The sequence below is a fragment of the Roseateles sp. P1_C1_2 genome, assembly GCF_056406535.1.
This window is the reverse complement of the sequence record NZ_JBFUAB010000015.1, coordinates 151954-171992: the sequence shown is the minus strand read 5'-3', so window position 1 is coordinate 171992 and position 20039 is coordinate 151954. Positions and strand designations below refer to the sequence as shown.

Here is a 20039-nt window from a genome sequence, read left to right as displayed (position 1 = left end):
TTGGTCAAAAAATTGAACTGCCGGCTGCCTTCGGGAATTCCTCAGGCGTGTCGCTACTCTAGGGAGACCGCTTCGGTGAAGATAGCGATGCTTTCTCACCGACTTCATCAAATAATCTGACCAATGAAACTGAGCCTGGAAGTGCTGCTGGTGCTGGACGCCATCGACCGGCGCGGCAGCTTTGCGGCGGCGGCCGAGGAGCTGCACCGCGTCAGCTCGGCCATCAGCTACCAGGTGCAGAAGCTCGAGTCCGACCTGGGCGTGACGCTGTTCGACCGCAGCGGCCACCGCGCCGTGCTGACGCCGACCGGCCGCCTCATGGTGGACGACGGCCGCCAGCTGCTGCGGGCCGCCCAGGCGCTGGAGGTGCGCGCGCTGCGCCTGGAACGCGGCTGGGAGACGACGCTGCGCATCGCGGTGGACGTGACCGTGCCGTTCGCGCTGCTGGTGTCGGAGGCCGCGCGCTTTGCGAGCGACCACCCCGAGACCGAGCTGCGCTTCAGCCGCGAGGTGCTGGGCGGCTGCTGGGATGCCCTCGTCACGCGCCGGGCCGATCTGGCCGTGGGCGCGGTGGGCGAGCCGCCAGCGGGCGTGGGCCTGTCGGTACGGCCGCTGGGTGAGCTGGAGGTGGCCTTCTGCGTGGCGCCGGGTCACCCGCTGGCCGACGCGCCCGAGCCGTTGACCTGGGAGCAGATCCAGCCACACCGCGTCGTCAGCATGGCGGACAGCTCGCACCGCCTGCCGGCGCGCAGCCTCAACGTGGCGGCAGGCCAGCCGGCGCTGAGCGTGCCCGACCTGGAAGCCAAGCTGCAGGCCCAGCTCGCCGGCCTGGGTTGCGGCCACCTGCCGCGCTGCATCGCGCAGCCGCATCTGGACGCGGGCCGGTTGCGCTGCAAGAGCCTGGCCGAGGCGCGGCCGCCGCAGCGCTTCCACCTGGCCTGGCGCACGGCGGACAACGGGCCGGCCTTGAACTGGTGGCGGGAGCGATTGAACCGGCCGGATTTCATCTCGGCCGAGGTGATTGCCGCCCCACTGGGTGGTGGCGGGTGATCAGGCCTTCTTGCGCTCCAGCAGCGCCATCGCCTCGCCCACCAGCCCGCGCCGGAAGGCCAGCACGCAGACGATGAAGATCAGCCCGGTGACCAGGCTGACCGACTCGCCCAGGCTGTTGAACCAGGCCACGCCGGTCAGCTCGCCCAGCCAGTTGCCGAAGTCGCCGATCTTGTTCTCCAGCGCAATGATGACCAGCGCGCCGACCATGGGCCCGACCAGCGTGCCCATGCCGCCCACCAGCGTCATCAGGATGACGAGGCCCGAGGTGGTCCAGATCGCGTCGGTCAGCGTCGCGAAGCCCAGCACCAGCGTCTTGGTGGAGCCCGCCAAGCCCGCCAGCGCGGCCGACAGCACGAAGGCCAGCAACTTGAAGTGGGCGACGTCATAGCCCAGCGAGGTGGCGCGCGCCTCGTTCTCGCGGATGGAGGTCAGCACCTGGCCGAAGGGCGAGTGGACGATGCGGTAGATCAGCCAGAAGGCGGCGATGAAGATGCCCAGCACGACGTAGAACAGCGTCAGGTCGCTGGCCAGATCCAGGCCGAGGAAATGGCCGCGCGGCACCGACTGCAAGCCGTCTTCCCCGCCGGTGAAGGGCGTTTGCAGGAAGAAGAAATACAGCATCTGAGCCAAGGCCAGCGTGATCATCGAGAAGTAGATGCCCGAGCGGCGGATGGCCAGCAGGCCGAACAACAGGCCCATGCCAGCCGCGCCGGCCATGCCGACGAGGATGCCCACCGGTGTGGGCAGGCCCCAGACCTTGAGCGCATGGCCGGTCACATAGGCCGCGGTGCCCAGGAAGGCCGCGTGGCCGAAGGACAGCAGGCCGGTGAATCCCACCAGCAGGTTGAAGGCGCAGGCGAACAGCGCGTAGCAGAGCACCTTCATGACGAAGACCGGGTAGGCCCCGAAGGTCGGCAGCAGTGCGATGCCGACGAAGAGGGCGGCGTAGCCAATGAGCTTCTTGTTCATTTCTCTTTTCCGAACAAGCCAGCCGGGCGCACCAGGAGGACGATGGCCATGACGACGAAGACGACGGTGTTGGACGCCTCGGGGTAGACCACCTTGGTCAGCCCCTCGACGATGCCCAGGCCCAGGCCGGTCAGGATGGAGCCGAGGATGGAGCCCATGCCGCCGATGACGACGACGGCGAACACCACGATGATGAGGTTGGTGCCCATCAGCGCCGACACCTGCAGGATGGGCGCGGCCAGCACGCCGGCGAAGGCGGCCAGCGCCACGCCGCCCGCGTAGGTCAGCGTCACCATCAAGGGCACGTTGATGCCGAAGGCCTGCACGAGCTTGGGGTTCTCGGTGCCGGCGCGCAGCTTGGCGCCCAGCGAGGTCTTCTCGATCAGCGCCCACACGGCGAAGCAGACGATCAGCGAAGCGACGACCACCCAGGCCCGGTAGTTGGGCAGGATCATGAAGCCGAGGTTGGTGGCGCCCTGCAGCGCATCCGGCACCTGGTAGGGCTGGCCCGACACACCGTAGACCGAGCGGAACACACCCTCGATGACCAGGGTGATGCCGAAGGTCAGCAGCAGGCCGTAGAGGTGGTCCAGCTTGTAGAGCCACTGCAGCATCGTGCGTTCGATGACGATGCCGATCAGCCCAACGGCGAAGGGCGCGAGACCGAGCATGAACCAGTAGTTCAGCCCCAGGTATTCCAGCCCCATCCAGGCGAAAAAGGCCCCCATCATGTACAGCGCCCCGTGGGCGAAGTTGATGATGTTGAGCATGCCGAAGATGACCGCCAGGCCCAGGGACAGCATCGCGTAGAACGAGCCGTTGACCAGGCCGAGCAGCAGCTGGCCCAAGAGGGCCGGCAGCGGAATACCGAAGATCTCAGTCATCGCACCCTCAGAAGATCACTTCTTGACCAGCGGGCACTTGCTGTCCGCGAGCTTCGTGAACGCCTCTTCACCCGGGATGCGCGTCACGACCTTGTAGTAGTCCCAGGGCTCGGTCGATTCCTTCACCGACTTCACCTGCATCAGGAACATGTCGTGGATGCCGCGGCCGTCTTCCTTGCGGATGGTGCCCTTGGTGTAGAAGTCGTTGATCGGCGTGTCCTTCATCTTGGCGATGACCTTGTCGGCGTCGTCGGTCTTGGTGGCTTCGACGGCCTTCAGGTAGTGGGTCACGGCCGAGTAGTCGGCGGCCTGCAGCGACGAGGGCATGCGCTTCATCTTCTCGAAGAAGCGGCGGCTCCAGGCGCGCGCTTCGGGCGTCTGGTTCCAGTACCAGGAGTCGGTCAGGTACATGCCTTCGGTCGTCTTCAGACCGAGGGAGTGCACATCGTTGATGAACATCAGCAGGCCCGCGAGCTTCATGCCCTTGGTGATGCCGAATTCGTTGGCGGCCTTGATCGCGTTGATGGTGTCGCCGCCCGCATTGGCCAGGCCCAGGATCTGCGCGCCCGAGCCCTGGGCCTGCAGCAGGAAGCTGGAGAAGTCGCTGGCGTTCAGCGGGTGCTTGACGCTGCCCTTCACGCTGCCGCCGTTCTTCTGCACGACGGCCGTGGTGTCGGCCTGCAGCGCCGCGCCGAAGGCGTAGTCGGCCGTCAGGAAGTACCAGTTCTTGCCGCCCGCCTTGGTCACCGCACCGCCGGTGCCGTTGGCCAGGGCCACGGTGTCGTAGGCGTAGTGGATGGTGTAGGGCGTGCAGTTCGCGTTGGTCAGCGCCGAGCTGCCGGCACCGATGGAGATGAAGGGCTTCTTCTTCTCGGCCGCGACCGTGGCGATGGCCAGATTGACGCCCGAGTTGGTGCCGCCGATCAGCAGGTCCAGGCCCTGGGTGTCCATCCACTCGCGCGCCTTGGCGGAGGCGACGTCGGCCTTGTTCTGGTGGTCGGCAAAGATCAGCTCGACCTTCTTGCCCGCGGTCATGCCCTTCAGGTCGGCGATGGCCATTTTGATGGCCTCGACGCCGCCGGCGCCGTCGATGTCGGCATAGACGCTGGACATGTCGGTCAGGAAGCCGATCTTGATGACGTCGCCGGAGATCTGGGCCTGGGCGGCAAAACCGCAGGTGGCGAGGGCAGCGGCGGTGAGGGTCTTCTTCATGGTTGTCTCCATTGAGGTGTCGGGTTAGACGCTGAGCAGCTCGTCCAGTTTGGCCTGGTGGGCCGGCAGGTCGGCTGCGGGGAAGGACAGCACGACCTCGCCGTGCTCGATGACGATGAAGTGGTCGGCCAGCGGGGCGGCGAAGCGGAAGTTCTGCTCCACCATGACGATGGTGAAGCCTTGGCTCTTCAGCGTGCGGATCATGCGGGCCAGGGCCTGGACGATGACGGGCGCCAGGCCTTCGGAAATTTCGTCCAGCAACAGGATGTCGGCCCCCGTGCGCAGGATGCGTGCGACGGCCAGCATCTGCTGCTCGCCACCCGACAGCCGCGTGCCGGGGCTGTTCCTGCGCTCGGCGAGATTGGGGAACATCGCGTAGATGTCCGCCTCGCTCATGACCTTGCCGCGCTTGGCCTTGAGCAGCGGCGGCAGACGCAGGTTCTCTTCGGTCGACAGGCTGGCGAAGATGCCGCGCTCCTCGGGGCAATAGCCGATGCCGAGGTTGGCGATGCGATGGGTCGACAGGTGGACGGTCTCTTCACCGTGGACCTTGATCGAGCCTTTTCTTGCTCCTGTCAGGCCGAGGATGGCGCGCAGCGTGGTGGTTCGTCCGGCGCCGTTGCGGCCCAGCAGTGTGACGACCTGGCCGGGTTGCACGCTCAGGTTGATGCCGTGCAGGATGTGGCTTTCGCCGTACCAGGCGTTGAGGTTGGTGATTTCGAGGGCTGGGGTGGCCATGCTTGTCAGCTTGCTGGGTGAAGAGCGCGGCTCATCGGTGCATTGCCGGGAGTCCGTCCCGGCGGCCGGGTAACTTTCTTCTGCGGGGCCAGAAGAAAGTCACCAAAGAAGAGGCCCTGAACCGCACACGATCGCGGCGCCGCGAAGAGCGGCGCGCGAAAACGACCGCTGGCATTGCGGCAAGAAGCGAACCGCTGCGCTCTCGCACACGACTTGTCACGAGCTGAATGCATCGAACCCTCGGCCCGTTCGACGCGCGGCTGCACGCCGGGCTCATCAGGAAATACCGAACAGCCGCGTCGCTCGGGCGACGCTGCATTGGGCTGTTTTGATGAGCCCGGCGTGCAGCCGGCGTTAACCGGCATGAAGTGGCGATGGATGGCGCTCGTCATAGGGACAGCAGCGAGAGCGCAGCGGGTCGCGTGGTGGCGAGGCCCAATTCCGAGCATCGCGAGCGCTTCATCCCGCTCGAGTGCGGATTGCCTTAGCGCTCCTCTTTTGGTGACTTTTCTCTGGCGCGTCAGAGAAAAGTTACCCGCCCTCGCGGGGCGGACTCCCGCGGCACTGCAACGAGTCGAAAGGACAGTCGCAAAGGCAACACAGCTCATCAATGCGCCCCCACCAATTCAGTCGCCTCAGTGCCCATATAAGCCTCCAGCACCGCCGGATGCTTTGACACCGTCGCGTAGTCCCCCTCCGCCAGCACAGCACCGCGAGCCAGCACCGTGATCCGGTCCGCAATGCTCGCGACGACCTTCATGTTGTGCTCCACCATCAACACTGTGCGACCCTCGGCCACACGCTTGATCAACGCCGTCACACGGTCCACGTCCTCGTGCCCCATGCCCTGGGTCGGTTCGTCCAGCAGCATCAGCTGCGGCTCCATGGCCATGGTGGTGGCGATCTCCAGCGCGCGCTTGCGGCCATAGGGCAGGTCGGCCGCCTTCACATGGGCCATGTCGCGCAGGTCGACGAGTTCCAGCAGCGACAGCACCTTGGCGTCCAGCGTTTTCAGCCCCGTCAAGCCCTTCCAGAAATGGAAGCTCGTGCCGGTGAAGCGCTGCAGGCCGATGCGCACGTTCTCCAGCACGCTGAGGTGGGGGAAGACGGCCGAGATCTGGAAGGACCGGATGACCCCCCGGCGCGCGATCTGCGCCGAGTTCTCGCCGGTGATGTCGGCGCCGGCGAAGACGATGCGGCCGCGCGTCGGCGTCAGGAACTTGGTCAGCAGATTGAAGCAGGTGGTCTTGCCGGCGCCGTTGGGGCCCAGCAGCGCGTGGATGTGGCCACGCTGCACGCGCAGGTTGACCGAGTCGACGGCGGTGAAGCCTTTGAACTCCTTGGTCAGGTCCTGGGTCTCGAGGATGAATTCGCTCATGGACTTACCGGTTGGCTGCGCGACTCTAGGCCTTGAAGCCTGATGCTGGCTTACGGGCATTCACGGGGTTTGGCCCGCGGCGAGGAAGCGTTCGATGAGCCCGATCTGCTCGGGTGTGTTCAGCGCCGGTGCGTGGCCGCAGCCGGGGATCAACGCCACCGCCGCGCGCGGGCCGCGCTCGCGCATGGCCTGGGCGGTCTCGGCGGTCAGCAGCGTCGAGTCTTCACCGCGCAGGCAGAGTACGGGCAGGTCGAGCTGGTCCCAGGCGTCCCACAGCAGATAGTCGTCGGGATGGTGGTCGAACTGGTCGGCCATCGCGGGGTCGTAATGCGTCGTCACGCGGCCATCGGGCAGGCGGCGCAGCGAGGTCTCGGTGAGATGGCGCCACTGGGTGTCGCTCAGGTGGCCGAAGCTCGCGTAGATCTCGCGGAAGTAGGCCTCCAGTTCGCCGACCGTCGCGAAGCTCGGCGGCTGGCCCGCGTAGCTCTTGATGCGCGCCAGCGCCGGCGCGGCCAGTTCGGGGCCGTTGTCGTTCAGCACCAGTCGCTTGATGCGGCCGCGCAGCTGGGTGGCCGCGCCCAGCGTGCCGATGGCGCCACCCATGGAGGTGCCGACCCAGTGCACCTTCTGCAGGCCCAACTGGTCCAGCAGCGCTTCGGCCTGCTCGACATAGAACGCCAGGCAGTACTCGCTGGCCGGGTTGATGGCCCATTGCGACAGGCCGCGGCCCAGCGTGTCGGGGCAAACGACATGCCAGCGACCGCTGAGCGCGGCGGCGAAGTCATCGAAGTCGCGACTGCTGCGGGCCAGGCCATGCCAGGCGATGACCGGCGGCGCCGCCGGGTCGCCCCATTCGGTGAAATGGATCTCGCGACCCAGGCAACTCAGGTAACGCGATCTCATTGGTTCTTTCTCCCTCGCGTCCACGCCGCCAGCCGCAGCCGCCCGACGATGCCGCCGGGGAAGTGGTAGACCGCCAGCACGAAGAGCAGGCCCAGCCACAACAACCAGCGGTCGGGCGAGATCAAGGTGCTCAGCACCGGCACGCCTTCGACCAGCGAGCCGGCCGCCTTCAGCAGGGCCTGCAGATAGTTCTGCGCGACGATGAAGAGCACGCTGCCGATGACGGCGCCATAGACCGTGCCCATGCCGCCGATGACGACGATGAGCAGCAGGTCCAGCATGATCTCCATGCTCATCGCCGTCTCGGGGCCGGTGTAGCGCAGCCACAGCGCCAGCAAGGCGCCGCCGCAGCAGGCCAGCAGGGCCGCGACGATGTTGGCGCCGGTGCGGTAGACGACGGTGCGGTAGCCGATCGCCTCGGCGCGGAACTCGTTCTCGCGGATGGCCTGCAGCACGCGGCCGAAGGGCGAGTTGACGATGCGCAGCAGCAGCGCGATGAGGGCCGCGACGGCGACGAAGAGCAGGTAGTAGGTCAGCAGCCGGCCGTCGAGCATGACGCCGAGGACCGGGTCATCCATGAACTCGGTCGACGGGCGCAGCGCTGAAGGCAGCTGGAAGTTCAGCCCGTCCTCGCCGCCGGTGAAGTCGCTCATTTGCGAGGCCAGCGTCATGAAGGCCGAGGCGACGGCCAGCGTGATCATGGCGAAGAAGATGGCCTTCACGCGCAGGCTGGCCAGGCCCATGGCGAGGGCCAGAACGGCGCTCAACGCGAGGGCGGCGATGAAGCCAATGCCCAGCGACGTCCAGTCCGACCCCAGACGCGTCGACGCGATGGCGATGCCGTAGGCGCCGATGCCGACGAACATCGTGTGGGCGAAGCTGACGATGCCGGTGTAGCCCAGCAGCAGGTCGTAGCTGGCGACGAGCAGGATGAAGACCAGGATCTTGGCCGCGACGTTCAGCGCCTGGGTGCCCGGGAAGATGAAGGGCGCGCCGAGCAGGCCGACGAAGCAGGCGACCAGCAGCGCGCCGAGGATGCGGCTGCGCGGCAGGTCATGCGAAAGCAGCGCGCGGATCATTTGGCGCCCACCGGGTAGAGGCCTTGCGGGCGCCACAGCAGGATGGCGACCATCAGCCCGATGTTGGAGAACAGCGCCGCCTTGGGCGCAATGAAGCCGGCGTAGTTGGCGACCAGCCCGACCAGCAGCGCGCCGACCAGGCAACCCACCGTCGACCCCAGGCCGCCGATGATGATGACGATGAAGAGCAGCAGGTTGACCTGGGCACCGATCTGCGGCGTGACGCCCTGTTGCACCAGGCCCCACAGCACGCCGCCCAGGCCCGCCAGCGCGGCGCCGGCCACGAAGACGCCGACGAAGAGGCGCCGCACGCGATAGCCCAGCGCCTCGACCATCTCGCGGTCCTGCACGCCGGCGCGGATCAGCAGGCCGATCTTGGTGCGGTTCAGCACCAGCAGCAGACCGACCAGCACGACCAGGCCGACGACCATGGCCAGCACGCGGAACTTCTCGACCGCCACGTCTCCCATCAGGAAGATGCCGCGCAGTGCGTCGGGCATGGGCAGCGGGATCAGCTGGGCGCCCCAGGTCGCCTTGATCAACTCCTCTCCAATGATCATGCCGCCCATGGTGATGAGGATCTGCTTCAGGTGTTGGCCGTAGACGGGCCGCACCAGCACGCGTTCGAAGACGACACCGACGGCTGCTGCGATGGCCATGCCGGCCGTGCAGGCGGCGGCGAGGGCGGCGAGGTTGGAGGCGACATTGGGGCTGGTGGCCCAGGGGGCGAGGAAGGCGAGCACGGTGGTGGCCGTGAAGGCACCGAGGGCGATGAAGACGCCGTGGCCGAAGTTGAGGACATCCATCAGGCCGAAGACCAAGGTCAGGCCGGAGGCGATGACGAAGATGATGAGGCCCATGGCGATGCCGGCCAAGGTCAGGTTGAGCCAGGTGCTGGGGCTGCCGGTGAGGGGCAGCGCCAGCAGCATCAGCGCGGCTAAGAGCGCGAGGGGTTTGGGGTCGAGTTTCATGTGCTCGCTACTTCTGGTTGGTGGCGAGTAAGGTGCCGGGAGTCCGTCCCGGCGGCCGGGTAACTTTCTTCTGCGGCGCCAGAGGAAAGTCACCAAAGAAGAGGCGCTGAACCGCACACCAGCGCGACGCCGCCATCAGCGGCGCGCGAAAACAGCCAACCGCATTGCGGGAAGAAGCGACCCGCTGCGCTCTCGCGTCTGACTTGTGACGAGCAGCCCTCATCGCACCACCTGCCCGTCCGACGCGCGGCTGCACGCCGGGCTCACCAGAACAGCCCAATGCAGCGCCGCCCGGGCGGCGCGGCTGTTCCGTATTTGGGCTGTAGGGCGCCGGCGTGCAGCCGCGACTTAAGCGGCGTGAAGGTCCGAGCCGTGGTGCTCGTGACAAGTGGTGGGCGAGAGCGCAGCGGTTCGCTTCGGGGTGCGACCCGGTTCGAGCAACGCGAGCGCCTGATCCCGCTCGAGTGCGGATTGCGTTGAGCGCTCCTCTTTTGGTGACTTTCCTCTGGCGCGTCAGAGAAAAGTTACCCGCCCTGCCGGGGCGGACTCCCGGCTCACTGCACCGAGTCGAGAGGCTCTTCGCAAGAGCGACCCAGATCATTGATGCGCTCCCAACGACAACCCCAGCAACCGCTGCTGCAGCGCCGCGTCCTCGATCAACTCTCGCATCGCCCCGCGATGCACGATCCTTCCGTCATCCATCACCGCGACCGAATCGCCCAGCTCGGTGGCCACCCGAAAGTTCTGCTCGACGAGCAGCACCGTCGTCTGCGACGTCTTCTTCAGCTCGCGAAGCGCCGTGATGAGGTTCTGCACGATCGCCGGCGCCAGCCCCTTGCTGGGTTCGTCGATGACCAACAGCTCCCGCGGTTCGATCATGGCGCGCGCAATCGCCAGCATCTGCTTCTGCCCACCCGACAACTTGCCCGCCGGGTGCTGCCAGAACGTCTTCAACGCAGGGAACAAACCGAACAGCCAATCCAGCCGCTGCGCATCCAGATCCGCCAACCGCTTGGCCGAACGCGCGGCCAGCAGCAGGTTCTCCGCCACGCTGAGCTCGCCGAAGATGCCCATGGTCTCGGGCACATAGGCGATGCCGCGCGAGGCAATGTCGGGCGTGGCCATCTTCGTGATGTCCTCGCCCTTGAACGACACCGAGCCGCTGCTGGCCGTCCACAGGCCCATCAGCGTGCGCAAGGTGCTGGTCTTGCCCGCGCCATTGCGGCCCAGCAGCATGGTCACCTGGCCAGCGGGCACTTCGAGGTCGACGCCATGCAGGATGTGATACGCCCCGACGTGGGTGTGGACGCCCTTGAGTTCGAGCAAGTTCATGCGGCGACCCCCAGGTAGGCCTCTTGCACGATAGGCGACGCGATCACCGTCGCCGGGTCGCCATCGGCCACCAGCTTGCCTTGGTGCAACACGATGATGCGGTCCGCCAGCTCGCGCACGACGTCCATCTTGTGTTCCACCAGCAGCAGCGTGTGCTTCTTCTCCGCCTTCAGCGCGCGGATCAGGTCCAGCACGACGGGCACCTCGTCCACGCTCATGCCAGCGGTGGGTTCGTCGAAAAGATAGACCTTGGGGTCCAGCGCAATCAGCATGGCCACTTCGAGCTTGCGCTGGTCGCCATGCGGCAGGCTGGCGGCCAGATCGTCAGCGCGTGAGGCGAGCCGCACTCGCTCCAGGATGGCCCGTGCCTCGGCGATCAGCTCCTTGTGCGACAGCCACACCGACAGCATGCGCAAGCCCTTGCCATGCCGCGCTTGCACCGCCAAGCGCACGTTCTCCAGCACCGTCAGATGCGCGAACAGCTGCGTCAGCTGGAAGGCCCGGCCCAGGCCGCGCCGCGTGCGCAGCGGTGCCGGCAGCTTGGTCAGGTTCTCGCCTTCCAGCCACACCTCGCCGGCGGTCGCGGGCAGCTGGCCCGAGATCAGGTTGAAGTAGGTCGTCTTGCCGGCACCGTTCGGGCCGACGATGGCCGTCAGCGTGCCGGGCTGGAAGGCGCACGACACGCTGTCGACGGCCACATGGCCGCCGAAGCGGATCGTCAGGTTCTTGGTCTCGAGCACGGGCCGTCCGGGATCAACGCTTGTTGCGGATGGGGACCTGCATTTCCTCCGGCTTGATCTCCCGCACCAGCTCCGGCACACCCCATGGAAACGCCGGGTCCACCTTGATGCGGAAGTGGTACATCGACTGCATGGCCTGGTGGTCTTCAGCGCGGAAGGTCATCTTGCCCTTGGGCGTCTCGAAGCTCATGCCTTCCATGGTCTTGATGAGCTTGTTGGTGGCCGTGTCGCCGCCGGTCTTCTTCAGCGCCTCGACCAGCGCGATCGCCGCGCTCATGCCGCCGGCCGTGAAGAAGTCGGGTGGGTTCTTGAACTGCTTGTAGTGGTTGGCCACCAGCCACTCGTTGACCGGGTTCTTCGGGATGCCGAAGTAGTAGTAGGTGGCACCTTCCATGCCGGGGAACTGCTTGTAGGCCGTCATGGCCGGCAGGATGTTGCCGCCCGAGCCGACGCCAATGCCGTAGCGCTTCTGCAGGTCCAGCGCGGCCAGCGCGCCGAAGGGCGGCGTGGCGCCGGCCCACACGACGGCGATGACCTTGGGACCTTGCTTGTCCTTCAGCGCATCCACCAGGCGCTGGATGCCGGCGGTGAAGTCCGTCGTCGCCGTGGGCAGGTATTCCTCGTGGACGATCTTGGCCTTCTTCAGCGCTTCCTTGTAGGCTTTCACGGCGTCGCGGCCGAAGGCGTAGTCCTGGGCCAGGATGCCGATGTTCAGGCCGGCGATGTCGGAGGCCACGGCGTTGCCGATGGCGTCCTGGCTGGAGTTGCGGCCGGTGCGGAAGATGTATTTGTTCCACTTGTCGCCGGTGATGGAGTCGGCCACGGCCGGCTCGACCAGCAGGATCTTCTTGTACTCCTCGGCCACCGGCAGCATGGCCAGCGCCACGCCCGACGACGACGGTCCGACGGCGATGTCCGCCTTGTCGTCGCCATAGGCCGCGGCCAGCAGGCTCTTGCCCACGTCGGGCTTGCCCTGGTCGTCCTTCTCGATGACGACGAGCTTCTTGCCTGCGACGGTCATGGTGCCGCCGGTGGCGTAGTCCAGGCCCATCATGAAGCCCGTCTGCGTCTGCTTGCCGTAGGCCTCCAACGGGCCGGTCTTGCTGTAGACGTGGGCGATGCGGATTTCTTTATCGGCAGCCAGGGCGAGGCCAGGCAGGGCGACCGCCAGGGTGGCGGCGGCGATGGCGAAGCGGCGCGTGGTGAAGCGCATGGGCTTGTCTCCTGAAGTTCTTGAGGCCTGCTCTGTCGGCAGACGGTGTCTTCCCTTTTTGCAAGGGCCGTGCCCGGCGGGGAAGGGAGCGCCGGGGCGGATTTTGTGCGGGTTGTCCCGAGGTTTTCGGACGCGAAACTGTTGCCGAGTGTCCGGGAGTTAGGCGCTGCCTGAAATATGGACGAATGCTCTGGCGCTGGCCAGCCTAGAGGCCGGTCTTTTGCCTGGCACGCGCCATGAACAGCCCCAGCATGGACAAGAGCGCAACGGCCAACGCCAGCGGGAAATAGAAGATCCAGGCCAATCCACTTTCGCGCACGGGCACGCACCACAGGATCCACGCCTCAAAGCAGCACAGCAGCAGCGTCAGCATCAGCAGCGGCAGCCAGGTGAAGCGGCGGCAGCTCGGGCAAAACGCGCCCAGGGCGGTAACGACAATCTGCGGGCCGGCCATGAACATCCAGTTGATCAGCCCGTTTGCGAAGACGACTGTCCAAGGCTCGACCCGCTGGCTGGGCCGCCAGATACCGAGGCCGACGATGATCAACCAGGGTGTGACGAGCGCGATCGCGGCGCTGCTGAGGAAGCTGGGAGGCTTCATTCCGGTTCGCGTGCCTGCTCCAACTCCGGCCAACGTGCCAGCCTCTCGTACAGCGACGCTCGCGAGATCTGCAGCAGCCTGGCCGCCGCCATGCGGTTGCCGCCGGTGGCCTGCAGCGCGCGGGTGATGGCGTCACGCTCCAGGGCTTCGATCAACTCGGGCAGTGGCGCCACGGCCTGGGCCGTCGTGATGGCAGGCGCCGCGGGTTGAGGCGCCGGCGCGGGCGTTGCGGCAGCCGGCGTCCGCCCCACCGCTCCACCCTGGAAATGCGCCGCCGTCAGCTGCATGTCGTCGCTCATCAGGCTGACCTGCTCCAGCGTGTTGCGCAGTTCGCGGATATTGCCGGGCCAGCCCTGCTGCATCAGCCATTCGATGGCGTCGGGGCTCAAGAGCTTTTGCGGCATGCCGCTGCGGCGGGCGATGTCTTCGCCCAGGGCCTCGGCCAGCGCCTCGATGTCGTCCAGGCGCTCGCGCAGCGCCGGCACGCGGATGGGCAGCACATTGAGTCGGTAGTACAGGTCGGCGCGGAACTGGCCGGCAGCGACCATGGCGGCGAGGTCACGGCTCGTCGCGGCGATCACGCGCACGTCCACTCGCAGCACGGTGTTGCTGCCCAGCGGCTCCACCTCCTGCTCCTGCAGCACGCGCAGCAGCTTCGATTGCAGCGCCAGCGGCATGTCGCCGATCTCGTCCAGGAACAGCGTGCCGCCGTCGGCCAGCTTGAACTTGCCGTCGCGGCCCTTGCGGTCGGCGCCGGTGTAGGCGCCCGGCGCAACGCCGAAGAACTCGGCCTCCAGCAGCGTCTCGGGCACGGCGGCGATGTTGACGCCCACCAGCGGCCGGTGCGCGCGACGTGAGGCCGAGTGGATGGCGTGGGCCATCAGCTCCTTGCCGGTGCCGGTCTCGCCGAGCAGCAGCACGGTGGAATCGGTCTGCGCGACGCGGCGGGCCTGGCGCTTGACCTCCAGCGCCGCCGGGCTGGCGCCGATGAAGCTGGCAATCGTGTACTTGGGCCGGCGCTGGGCGGCCAGCTGGCGCCGCGTGTCTTCCAGCTCCTGCTGCATGCGCGCGAACTTCTGGATCAGCGGCTGCATCGTCGTCTCGGGGTGGTCCAGCAGCACCAAGCCCAGCGCGCCGATGACCTCGCCTGCGTCGTTCCTCAGCGGCAGGCGGCTCACCAGGAAGGTGCCGGCCTTGTTGGTCAGCAGGTCCACCAGCACCGGCTTGCCGGTTTCCAGCACCTGCAGCATCTGCGTGTTCGGGACCACGTCCTCCACCCGCTTGCCAACGAACTCGTGTTCATCGGTGAACCCCAGCGCTGGCAGGAAGCGCTTGTAGCCGTCGCTGATCCAAACCACGCGATGGTTGCGGTCGATGACCATCATCCCTTCCGTCGACCGGGCCAGCACGTCGAACATCGACTGCGCGGCCAGGCGCAACAGCCCGTCGACATCCTGGGGGATGTCGAGCGGGGCGGGTGTCTGGTTTTTGGACAGGGGCATGACGGCGGGAATGTAGCGCGGTGGGCGTTGGTGGCGGCGCGCCTTGGTCTATCCATTTCATGTGGGTGCCCGCTACTTTTGGTTGGTGGCGAGTGTGGTGCCGGGAGTCCGCCCCGGCAGGGCGGGTAACTTTTCTCTGACGCGCCAGAGAAAAGTCACCAAAAGAGGAGCGCTAATGCAATCCGCACTCGAGCGGTATCAGGCGCTCGCGTCGCTCGAAGCGGGGCATGCCCACAAGCGAACCGCTGCGCTCTCGCACACGACTTGTGAAGAGCGCCAGCGATCGGACCTTCACGCCAGTTGACGCCGGCTGCACGCCGGGCTCATCAGCAAGCAAACCCAATGCAGCGTCGCCCGAGCGACGCGGCTGTTCGGTATTTCCTGATGAGCACGGCGTGCAGCCGCGCGTCGAACGGGGTGCTGATGCGATGGATCCCGCTCGTGACAAGTCAGACGCGAGAGCGCAGCGGGTCGCTTCTTCCCGCAATGCCGTTGGCTGTTTTCGCGCGCCGCTGRTGGCGGCGTCGTGCTGGTGTGCGGTTCAGGGCCTCTTCTTTGGTGACTTTCTTCTGGCCCCGCAGAAGAAAGTTACCCGGCCGCCGGGACGGACTCCCGGCAATGCATCGAGTAACCACACTCCCTGAGAAAGCAACCCACCAACCCCCATCAGAACTTCAAGGTTCCGCCCAGCGTGAACGTGCGCGGCGGGCCGTAGTAGGCGTTCAGCACGCTCAGCGCCGCGATGTTGTAGCCGTCGGTCTTGTAGGCCTTGTTGGTCAGGTTGCTGCCCTGCAGGAAGAAGCTCAGCTTGGGGTCCTTCTCCCAGATCAGACCGGCGTTGACCAGCGTGTAGGCGTCCTGGGCCAGCGCCTCCGACAGGTCGGTCGTCGGGTAGACCTTGCTGCGGTGGGCAAGGCCCAGGCGCGAGCGCAGCGTGCCGATGGCGAGCTTGGCGTTGTGCTCGATGTTCAGGCCGGCCTGGAACTTGGGCGTGTTGGTGAACTTCTTGTCGGCCGCCACGTTCACGCCGCGGTCGAAGTACTCGTCGTATTTGGCGTCCAGCGTGGCCAGGTTGCCGCTGATGCGCCAGGCCGGCGTCGGCATCCACAGGAACTCGACCTCGGCACCGTTGACGGTGGCCTTGCCGGCGTTGGTGAAGTCGCCGAAGAAGCCGGGCTGGCCATTGGCCTGGGTATAGCTGGTGAACACCGACAGCTGCACGTTCTTGTACTTGTTGTGGAAGACGGCGGTGTTCAGCTCCAGCCGGCCGCTGTCCAGGATCATCTTGGCGCCGAGTTCCAGCGAGTCCAGCACCTCGTCCGCGAAGGGCTTGCCCGAGGACGGGAAGGCCACGGTGTTGGCGCGGATGTTGTAGCCGCCGCTCTTGAAGCCGCGCGAGGCCGTCGTGTAGAGCTTCACTTCCTGGCTGGCCCTGTATTCGAGGGACAGGCGCGGCGAGGTGTTGGTCACCGAGCGGCTGTTGTCGAAGTTGGCCGGCACGGCGATGGGGGGACCGCTGAACTGGTCGTTCGCGAAGGCCTGGTTCAGCACGACGGCGCGCTTGCTTTCGTCGGTATAGCGCAGGCCGGTGCTGACGCTGAATTGCGGCGTCAGGCGCCAGCTCCAGTCGCCGAAGATGGCCTTGCCCTGGGTGTAGACCAGGCCATTGGTCGTGCCGAAGCTCAGGTTGAAGAAGTTGTTGCGCACCGTGCCGCCGGCACGGCCATCGAAGTAGTAGACGCCGATGACGCCCGAGTGGTTCTTGCCTTCGTAGATGGCCTGCAGCTCATGGCTCTGCGAGCTGTCGTGGTACTCGGCGCGGACGTCGGCGGTCTTGTTGGGCAGGCCGTCGAAGTCGATGGAGGTGTTGGTGTCGGAGGCGCGATGCGCCAGGATGTACTTCAGGCTCCAGTCGTCGCTGAGGCCCCAGTTCAGCGTCAGCGATTCGCCCTCGCTGCTGGTGYGGTTGGCGTTGGGCATGCCTGTCGCGATGTCGTAGCGGCCAGGGGTGGGGGGCGTCTTGGCGGGGTCGAAGGCGCTGACGTTCAGGCGCTGGAAGCCGCGCATATGCGAGTCGTCCCGGGTGCGGTCCACCGACACCTGGGCGTTGAAGCTGGAGCCGGTCGGGAACCAGCCGGCCGAGAAGCGGCCGCTCATCGTCGCCTGGTCGCTGACGGGGCTGCCGTCGGTCAGGTTCTTGCCGTAGCCGTCGCGGTTCAGGCTGGCGCCGGCGAGGCGGAAGCGGAACTGGCCGTCGTTGACGGCCGTGCCGACACCACCCTTGGCCGTGACCTGGCCGTAGTTGCCGATGGCCAGCGTCACCGAGCCTTCGGTCTTCTGGGGCAGCGGCTTGGACACGTATTTCACCGCGCCGCCGATGGTGTTCTTGCCGTACAGCGTGCCCTGCGGGCCGCGCAGCACTTCCACGCGCTGCACGTCGTACACGTCCAGCAGCGCACCTTGCGGGCGGGCGATGTAGACGTCGTCGAAATAGATGCCCACGCCCGGGTCCACGCCCCACAGCGGGTCGGCCTGGCCGACGCCGCGGATGAAGGTCGTGATCGTCGTGTTGCTGCCGCGCGCGGCGTAGATGGTCAGGTTGGGCACCTGGCCCTGCAGATCGCCCAGGTCCTTGATGGCGAGCTTGTCCAGCTGCTCGGCGCTCAGCGCCGTGACGGCCACCGGCACGTCCTGCAGCGACTCCTCGCGCTTGCGTGCCGTGACCTTGACGACGTCCAGCGTCGTCATCGCCGGTTCGGCTGCGGTCTGCGCCGCCGCGGGCAGAGCGATCGTGGCACCGAGTGCGGCGAGGATGGCGAATTGCAGCGGGCGGACGTGGAACGTCGGCGCCGGTAGGCGTCGGGTCATGGCGTGTCTCCTGGTTGTTGTGTTTGGAACCAGATGCCAAAGCGCAAAAGCCATGCCCGCGCCAACTCGGGGCGAGTTGCTGGCAAACCCTTGCGAGCTAACCCGCGGTTTTGGCCTCCGGCGCTGCGAAACCGTCCGGATTCCAGGCATCCGCGCCGCCATGTGCTGTCCAGGATGCAGACAACATCCCTGGGGGCTGCAAGGCCGTCGAGGCGCCGCTATCCTGCGCCGCTTCCTCAAAATCCCCCGGAGACCCACCATGCTCAAGCGTCTGCTCCCCGCCGCCATCGCCCTCGGTTTCAGCGCCACCGCCCTCGCCGCCGGCCCGCAGCTCAAGGGCCAGGCGCCCGGCTGGTACCGCATGCAGCTCGGCGATTTCGAGGTCACGGCCCTGTCCGACGGCACGCTGGACCTGCCCGTCGACAAGCTGCTGCAGCAACCCGTGCCCAACACGGTCAAGGCTCTGCAGCACGCCTACCTCGGCGTGCCGCTGGAGACATCCTTCAACGCCTACCTGATCAACACCGGGGCCAAGATCGTCCTCGTCGATACCGGCGCCGCGGGCCTGTTCGGCCCGACGTTGGGCCGCGTACTGGCCAATCTCAAGGCTGCGGGCTATGCGCCTGAGCAGGTCGACGAAGTGGTCATCACGCATATGCACGGCGACCACATCGGCGGCACTGCCGTCGACGGCAAGGCCAACTTTCCCAACGCGACGCTGCGCGTGGACAAGCGCGACGCCGACTTCTGGCTGTCGGCCGAGCAGGTGGCCAAGGGCGACGGCGCCAAGGCCATCGCGGCCAACGTGAAGGCCTATGCCGACGCGGGCCGCTTCAAGCCCTTCGAGGGCAGCGCCGCCGGCGTCGAGATCGTGCCCGGCGTGAAAGCCTATCCGGCCTATGGCCACACGCCCGGCCACAGCAACTACGTCGCCGAGAGCAAGGGCCAGAAGATGATGTTCTGGGGCGACCTGATGCACGTCGCTGCCGTGCAATTCCCCGAGCCGGCCGTGACGATGAGCTTCGACTCCGACCCCAAGACCGCCGGCCCCGCCCGCGAGAAAGCCTATGCCGCCGCGGCCAAGGATGGCTACTACGTGGCGGTGACGCATGTCTCCTTCCCCGGCATCGGCAAGCTGCGCGCCGACGGCAAGGGCTATGACTGGCTGCCGGTGAACTACAGCGCTAACCGCTGAACTTTCGCCCGGGCTGCCGGCTTGCGGGCCGAGCGCCGGGCCGCTCCCTAGCCGGCCCGCGCTGGCGATGTGCTTGCGGCTCAATGCCGCAAGCATCGCCGTCCCCTCGGGGGCTGAGGCCGGACTCGGCAAGTCCTGTGGACTTGGCGTGCCTGCCGAAGAGCAGCCGCTCTGTCGGCTGCGCGGTCTGCAGGACCGACCAGCCTCGCGCGCGTTCAGCGACGCGAGGCTGGGCGAGGGGCTTCAGTCCCCCAGCAGCTCGCCGATGGGCTGCAGCCCATCCACCCGGTCGCACACCGCCTTGGTGCTGGCCAGGATGGGCACGCCCAGCAGCAGGCCCGGCAGGCCCCACAACCAGCCGAAGCCCAGCACGCCGATGAACACGACAACGGGGTTCATGCGGCTGCTGCGGCTGCTCAGCCACGGCATCAGCAGGTTGCCTGACAGCGTGTGCACGCCCAGCGCGATGCCTGCCACGAGCAGCGCCATGTCCGCGCTGCCGAACTGCACGAAGCTCATCAAGCCCGCGGTGCTGGTCAGCGTGGCGGCGCCGATATAGGGGATGAAGTCCAGTGTGAAGGCCACCACGCCCCAGACGGCGGCATGCTCCATGCCCACGAGCGTGAAGGCCAGCCAGATCGTCAAGCCGACTGCGGCGCTGGTGAGCACCTGCACGATCAGATAGCCCTGAATCTGCGAGCCGATCTCGTCCAGCGTCTGGACCGTCAACCGCCGCTTGGCAAAGGTGGGGCCGGCCAGGTGCACCAGCTTGCGCCGGAAGGTGTCGCCCGAGGCGAGCAGGAAGAAGGCGATGAACACCACCACCAAGATCGAGCCGAGCAAGGCCAGCAAGCCCACCGTGCCGCTCAGCAGGTAGTCGTGCAGGTTGAAGCGGGGGCGTTCGACGATGACGCGGGTGATGCCGCGAGGGCTGGCGGCAGGGGCGGTCGCGCTGGCCTCAGCCGCCTGTTCCAGCTGGGTTGCCGCCTTCTGCACCTGCGCCAGCGGGTTCACGCCGGGCCGGCGCTCCGCCATCGCCGCGCGCACCTTCTCGGCGGCCACGGGCAAGGCTTCAAGCAGCTTGCTGGCGTCATCGGAAAGCGCATAGCTCGTCCAGCCGACGCCGCCTACAAGGCCCAACAGCAGCGCCGCCGCCGCCAGCGCCCGGGGCAGCCGCAGCCGTTGCAGCCGGTCGACCAAGGGGTTCAGGGCATAGCTCAGCATCACGCCGAGCAGCACCGGCACGAAGAACGCGCCGGCCACATGCAAGGCGGCCAGCGCCGCCACCAGCGCGATCAAGGCGAGCGAAAAGCTGCGGATGTCGACGGGCATGTGCAGGCGCATCGGTTCGCCGGCGGGCGTAGGCGTGGGCGTGTCGATGCTGGAGGGAAGTGCGCTCAT

17 protein-coding genes are annotated in these 20039 nt (G+C 66.9%); 2 read left to right on the top strand and 15 right to left on the bottom strand.

The annotated features are described in order from the left end of the window. Positions 1 to 123: 123 nt before the first annotated feature. Positions 124 to 1050: a LysR family transcriptional regulator gene (locus AC1D2H_RS16535; protein ID WP_478011721.1), complete on the top strand. Its 927-nt coding sequence runs from the start codon at positions 124 to 126 to the stop codon at positions 1048 to 1050. On the opposite strand, the gene AC1D2H_RS16530 is transcribed toward AC1D2H_RS16535, so the two are convergent. The 14 genes from AC1D2H_RS16530 to AC1D2H_RS16465 all read right to left on the bottom strand — a co-directional run bounded on the left by AC1D2H_RS16530 (position 1051) and on the right by AC1D2H_RS16465 (position 17443). Then, the gene (locus AC1D2H_RS16530) at positions 1051 to 2022 is read right to left on the bottom strand and encodes a branched-chain amino acid ABC transporter permease (RefSeq protein ID WP_477936634.1); all 972 of its coding nucleotides are present in this window, start codon (positions 2020 to 2022) and stop codon (positions 1051 to 1053) included. After that, the gene (locus AC1D2H_RS16525; RefSeq protein ID WP_477936636.1) at positions 2019 to 2906 is read right to left on the bottom strand and encodes a branched-chain amino acid ABC transporter permease; all 888 of its coding nucleotides are present in this window, start codon (positions 2904 to 2906) and stop codon (positions 2019 to 2021) included. The genes AC1D2H_RS16530 and AC1D2H_RS16525 overlap by 4 nt, the downstream gene beginning before the upstream one ends. A gap of 15 nt (positions 2907 to 2921) precedes the next feature. After that, complete coding sequence (locus AC1D2H_RS16520; RefSeq protein WP_478011720.1) at positions 2922 to 4118, bottom strand: ABC transporter substrate-binding protein; 1197 nt, start codon at positions 4116 to 4118, stop codon at positions 2922 to 2924. A gap of 24 nt (positions 4119 to 4142) precedes the next feature. Beyond that, positions 4143 to 4856, bottom strand: coding sequence for an ABC transporter ATP-binding protein (locus AC1D2H_RS16515; protein ID WP_478011719.1), 714 nt, complete (start codon positions 4854 to 4856; stop codon positions 4143 to 4145). A 607-nt stretch (positions 4857 to 5463) separates the two neighbouring features. Beyond that, complete coding sequence (locus AC1D2H_RS16510) at positions 5464 to 6234, bottom strand: ABC transporter ATP-binding protein (RefSeq protein ID WP_477931321.1); 771 nt, start codon at positions 6232 to 6234, stop codon at positions 5464 to 5466. Between the two features lie 60 nt (positions 6235 to 6294). Further along, positions 6295 to 7137, bottom strand: a complete 843-nt coding sequence (locus AC1D2H_RS16505) for an alpha/beta fold hydrolase (protein WP_478011718.1) — start codon at positions 7135 to 7137, stop codon at positions 6295 to 6297. Next, on the bottom strand, positions 7134 to 8216 hold the full coding sequence (locus tag AC1D2H_RS16500; RefSeq protein WP_478011717.1) for a branched-chain amino acid ABC transporter permease: 1083 nt from the start codon (positions 8214 to 8216) through the stop codon (positions 7134 to 7136). The genes AC1D2H_RS16505 and AC1D2H_RS16500 overlap by 4 nt, the downstream gene beginning before the upstream one ends. Further along, entirely contained in the window at positions 8213 to 9187 is a 975-nt protein-coding gene (locus tag AC1D2H_RS16495) for a branched-chain amino acid ABC transporter permease (RefSeq protein WP_478011716.1), read from the bottom strand. Before AC1D2H_RS16495 ends, AC1D2H_RS16500 begins: the two co-directional genes overlap by 4 nt. 597 nt (positions 9188 to 9784) lie before the next feature. Further along, complete coding sequence (locus AC1D2H_RS16490) at positions 9785 to 10519, bottom strand: ABC transporter ATP-binding protein (protein WP_478011715.1); 735 nt, start codon at positions 10517 to 10519, stop codon at positions 9785 to 9787. Continuing rightward, positions 10516 to 11259 (bottom strand): ABC transporter ATP-binding protein, encoded by a 744-nt coding sequence (locus AC1D2H_RS16485; protein WP_478011714.1) that lies wholly within the window; start codon positions 11257 to 11259, stop codon positions 10516 to 10518. The genes AC1D2H_RS16490 and AC1D2H_RS16485 overlap by 4 nt, the downstream gene beginning before the upstream one ends. Before the next feature lie 13 nt (positions 11260 to 11272). Beyond that, a complete protein-coding gene (locus tag AC1D2H_RS16480; protein WP_478011713.1) occupies positions 11273 to 12472 on the bottom strand; it encodes a substrate-binding domain-containing protein in 1200 nt (399 codons plus the stop codon). A 205-nt stretch (positions 12473 to 12677) separates the two neighbouring features. After that, on the bottom strand, positions 12678 to 13073 hold the full coding sequence (locus tag AC1D2H_RS16475; protein WP_478011712.1) for a hypothetical protein: 396 nt from the start codon (positions 13071 to 13073) through the stop codon (positions 12678 to 12680). Then, positions 13070 to 14575, bottom strand: coding sequence for a sigma-54 interaction domain-containing protein (locus AC1D2H_RS16470; RefSeq protein ID WP_478011711.1), 1506 nt, complete (start codon positions 14573 to 14575; stop codon positions 13070 to 13072). Before AC1D2H_RS16470 ends, AC1D2H_RS16475 begins: the two co-directional genes overlap by 4 nt. Positions 14576 to 15241: 666 nt before the next feature. After that, positions 15242 to 17443 carry a TonB-dependent receptor gene (locus AC1D2H_RS16465; RefSeq protein ID WP_478011710.1) on the bottom strand — a complete coding sequence of 734 codons (2202 nt, stop codon included), beginning with the start codon at positions 17441 to 17443 and terminating at the stop codon, positions 15242 to 15244. 259 nt (positions 17444 to 17702) lie between these two features. Between AC1D2H_RS16465 and AC1D2H_RS16460 the strand changes: the two genes are divergently transcribed. Next, positions 17703 to 18638, top strand: coding sequence for an MBL fold metallo-hydrolase (locus tag AC1D2H_RS16460; RefSeq protein ID WP_478011709.1), 936 nt, complete (start codon positions 17703 to 17705; stop codon positions 18636 to 18638). A 243-nt stretch (positions 18639 to 18881) separates the two neighbouring features. Here AC1D2H_RS16460 and AC1D2H_RS16455 read toward each other — a convergent pair whose 3' ends face one another. Continuing rightward, entirely contained in the window at positions 18882 to 20039 is a 1158-nt protein-coding gene (locus AC1D2H_RS16455) for an AI-2E family transporter (RefSeq protein ID WP_478011708.1), read from the bottom strand.